Genomic DNA, 3,975 nt, shown 5'->3' on the forward strand with positions numbered 1-3,975 from the left:
ATGTTGGCGAGCTGCAGCCCCCAGCCAAACTGGATGCCGAGAAAGCCGAAGCTCATGTTGAACATCTCGCGGAAGTTCAGCCGCGGTCGTCTCTGGGTCACGGGTTCCTCGGGTTCTCGTGGGTCAGGGGCTTGGGGGTAAACGCACTTCGATCTACCGTCATCCGTCACCGGCGTCCGCCGGCCTGCATTCCGTCACGTCCGATGATCGACCGCGATTCGCGAGCGCCGTCTGTCGCATGCGGCCTTCGCTCGCCGACGCGTAGACTCACTCACGCAATCAGCCGACTGCGTCGTCCTGAGGGAGGCGCCGCGCGATCCCGCCCGCCGCGCGGACTCTCGCGCCGACCGAAGGATCTTGCGTCCTTTCCTCCGCGCCCGCTTCCCTGCACCGGCCCGCCCGTGCCTGGGCGAGTCCGTGCACCGAGTGAAAGGCCGAGTCTCGCGGGCAAGATCCTTCGTCGCCGCCAGGGGTCCGTCGCGGTCGAAGACCACGCGGCGGCTCCTCAGGATGACGCGTTTGCGCCTGGGGTCGAACGGTGATGCGTCGATACGCGCCAGTTATCCGGCGGTGCGGGCCGCCGCTCGCATCGGCGGAACGGCGCTTCGTCGCTGCTGCCGCCTGGCATCGCCCTATCGCGTCCGTCCCGCGCGACGACGCCGCTCAACGGGATGACACTCGCCCGTGCAGTCCGCGAAGGCGGACTTCGCGAAGTTCCAGCGGCGAATTCATTCGCTCCTGGGCCATTCGCTCCTGGTTCCTCGCCTGGGCACGAAGCGTCAACGCGCCGGCGCCAGCTCCACCACCTGCACGTCCATGGGCCCCAGCATGGCGAACGGCACGTAGTCCTGGATGCGACCGTCCGCGCCCACCATCAGCGGCGCGGGCGCGCGGCCGCCGAACAGGTTGTTGCCCGGACCATTGCTCCGCGGCGCGGCCCCGGCGGACGACGACAGCGACACGCCGTTCAGCGGTTCCGCGCCCAGGTTGGCCACAACGAGCACCGCGTGGTCGCCGTCGCGGCGCAGGAACGCGGCGACGGCGGGGTGGCTGGCCGTCAGCGGCACCAGCTGGCCCACGGCCAGCGCGGGGTGCCGCGCGCGCAGGTGGATGAGCCGGCGATGCAAGGTCAGCAGTGACGCCGACTCCGCCGACTGCGCGGCCACGTTGCGCGTGGCCCAGTCCGCCTGTGGCGCCCGCCACGGCGTGCCCGTCGTGAACCCGCCGCCGGGCGCGGACGTCCACTGCATGGGCGTGCGCAGGTTCTCGTCCGGCTTGTCGCCCGAAATGCCGATCTCCTCGCCGTAGTAGACGAACGGCAGCCCCGGCAGCGTCAGCAGCAGCGCGGACGCCAGCCTGGCCTTGCGCGCGTCGCCGCCCAGCACGGTCATGGTGCGCGACTGGTCGTGGTTGCGCAGGAAGGGCGACCAGCGGTGCGGCGGCAGCGTGTCCTGCATCCGCAGGTATCCGCCCAGCAGCCCCGACGCGTTGCCCGTGTTCACCGCCTCCAGGATGTCGTCCGAGAGCTCGAACATGAAGTGCGACGTGAGCTGGTCCGGGTAGTACGGCAGGATGGCGCCGATGCTGTCCCACACCTCGCCCACGGTGTACGCGTCGGGCTTTACGCGCGCCACGTGCGCGGCCCAGTCGCGCAGAAAGACGTGCGTCCCCGGCTGGTGCTCCACCTGCGCGCCTCGTCCGCCCTCCACCAGGTGCCGGATGGCGTCCAGCCGAAAGCCGTCCACGCCCATCTCGTTGATCCAGAAGTCCGCGATGCGCCTGGTCTCCGCGACGACCTCGGGGTTCTCCACGTTCAGGTCCGGCATCCCCCGCCAGAACAGGCCAAAGTAGTACGCGCTGCTGTCGGGCGTGGCGTGCCAGTTGTCGCTGCCCCACGGGTTGCGCACGCCGGGATGCGTGGGGGAGAAGATGTACCAGCTGCGATAGCGGGATCTCGGGTCGCGCAGCGCCTCCTGGAACCAGGGGTGGTCGCTGGAGCTGTGGTTGAGCACCAGGTCCACCAGCACGTGGATGCCGCGCCGGTGCGCCTCCGCCATCAGCCGCTTGAAGTCGTCCGCCGTGCCGTACTCGCGGTCCACGGCGTAGTAGTCCACCACGTCGTACCCGTGATAGCTGGGCGACTCGGCGATGGGCATGAGCCAGATGCACTGCGCGCCCAGGTCGTCCTGGCGGTCCGGATCGCCGTCGTTGATGTAGTCCAGCCGCTGGATGAGCCCGTTCAGGTCGCCCACGCCGTCGCCGTCGCTGTCCTGGAAGGAGCGGACGAAGACCTCGTAGCAGGTGGCCCCGCGCGTCCACTCCGCCGCCTGCGACTGGGCGGCCAGGGGCGCGGCGGCGGCGGAGGCCACGGCGGCGCCCAGCAGGGCGATGCGGCGCGCGGCGGATGGGCGGATGACGGTCATGGGAATGCGCGGCGTGGGGTGGATCAGCGGCCGGCGTTCGCGGCGCCGAACAGCCACTGGTACGCGGCGGGAAACTCGCGCCGCCAGAACCACTCGGAGTGCTTGCCGTCGTCCGGCGCCACGGACGTCACGTCCGTCGCCGGCGTCCACCCGGCCTCGTCCAGCGCGCGGACCATCATCTCCTGGCCCGTCACCACCACGCGCGCGTCCTCCGGCGGCCCCTCGCTGCCCCCGCTGACGAAGTAGAAGCGCGGGCGATACCCCGCCGGGCGCGACTCGCGCGCGGCGACGAAGACGGAGTCGCTGAACCACAGCGACGGCGAGAACACGCCGATCTGCCCGAACACGTCCGGCCGCCGGAACGCCGCCGCGAGGGAGATGAGCCCGCCCATGCTGCTGCCCATGATCCCCGTGGATTCCGGCCCCGGCCGGGTGCGATAGCGCGCGTCGATCCAGGGCTTGAGCGTGTTGGCGAGGAAATCGACGTACGCGTCGCCCTGGCCGCCGCCCGCCCGGGGATGCGTCCACGGCGAGTACTCCGCCATGCGCTCGGGGCCGTTGTCCACCGCCACGACGATGACGCCGGGATCGCCCGCGGCGGCCAGCGAGTCCAGCGCCTCGTCCACGCCCCACTCGCCGGCGTAGCTGGTGGCGGCGTCGAACACGTTCTGCCCGTCGTGCATGTACAGCACGGGGTAGCGCCGGTTCGTGGACGCGTAGCCCGGCGGCAGGTAGATCCAGATTCGCCGCGTGCGGTTCAGCTGCGGCATGGCGAACGCCGTGTCGATCACCGTCACGTTGGCCGATGCCGTGTGCGGCTTCACACTGTCCGCCGCCTGCGTCCCCTGCCCCGCCGCCGGCGCCGCGGACGCCAGCACGCCCAGCACCGCGGCGCCGATCATCACCGTCCGAATCATCGCATCCCTCACGGAAACAGCCACAGCACCGCCTCCTCGAATCGTCGTGCCCAGGCGCTCTCGTGGTGCGGCGCGCCCTCGTCGATCACCAGCCGGATGTCCTCCGCCGGGACGCCGCGCGCCCGCAGCGCCTCCGCCGCCAGCCGCGCGCCCTCCACGTACGCGCGCGGGTAGGTCACGCGCGCGCCGCTCTCGTCCGTCACGTCGGGGTCCGTCTCGCGGCTGCGCTCCTCCGTGCCCGCGTCGATCCAGAAGCGCGCGCCCACGGGCGGGTCCCACACCTGGATCATCAGGGGCAGCGCGTTGTGGGACAGCCACGGCCCGCCGGTTTCCGCCATCCACACGGCGGGCGACATGGCCATCACCCGGCCGAACACGTCGGGGCGGTAGATGCCCGTGTAGAGCGAGATGAGCCCGCCCATGCTGCTGCCGCCGATGCCCGTGTGCTCCGCCTGGGGCCGCGTGCGGTAGCGCCGGTCGATGTCCGGCTTGAGCCGGTTCACCAGCCAGCGCGCGTACAGGTTGCCTTCCCCGCCCTCCTCGGGCTCGGACCAGGAGGCATCCACCCAGCGCGGCATGTCGGGCTGCGGCCACGGTCCGTACTCGTCCCAGCGGTGCGGCCCGCCGTTGTCAAT

Annotated in this window: 3 protein-coding genes; all 3 read right to left on the reverse strand. The window is 71.3% G+C overall.

What is annotated here, in order from left to right; all coding sequences use genetic code 11:
- Positions 1–779 precede the first annotated feature (779 nt).
- Positions 780–2,423, reverse strand: a complete 1,644-nt coding sequence (locus VFZ20_RS27115) for an alpha-amylase family glycosyl hydrolase (RefSeq protein ID WP_329687094.1) — start codon at positions 2,421–2,423, stop codon at positions 780–782.
- A 23-nt stretch (positions 2,424–2,446) separates the two neighbouring features.
- Positions 2,447–3,340 carry an alpha/beta hydrolase gene (locus tag VFZ20_RS27120; RefSeq protein ID WP_329687095.1) on the reverse strand — a complete coding sequence of 298 codons (894 nt, stop codon included), beginning with the start codon at positions 3,338–3,340 and terminating at the stop codon, positions 2,447–2,449.
- A gap of 8 nt (positions 3,341–3,348) precedes the next feature.
- Positions 3,349–3,975, reverse strand: a 627-nt coding sequence (locus VFZ20_RS27125; RefSeq protein WP_329687096.1) for an alpha/beta hydrolase, incomplete at its 5' end; no start/stop codon positions are given.

Origin of the sequence: Longimicrobium sp. (assembly GCF_036280135.1) — a bacterium.
Lineage (GTDB): Bacteria > Gemmatimonadota > Gemmatimonadetes > Longimicrobiales > Longimicrobiaceae > Longimicrobium.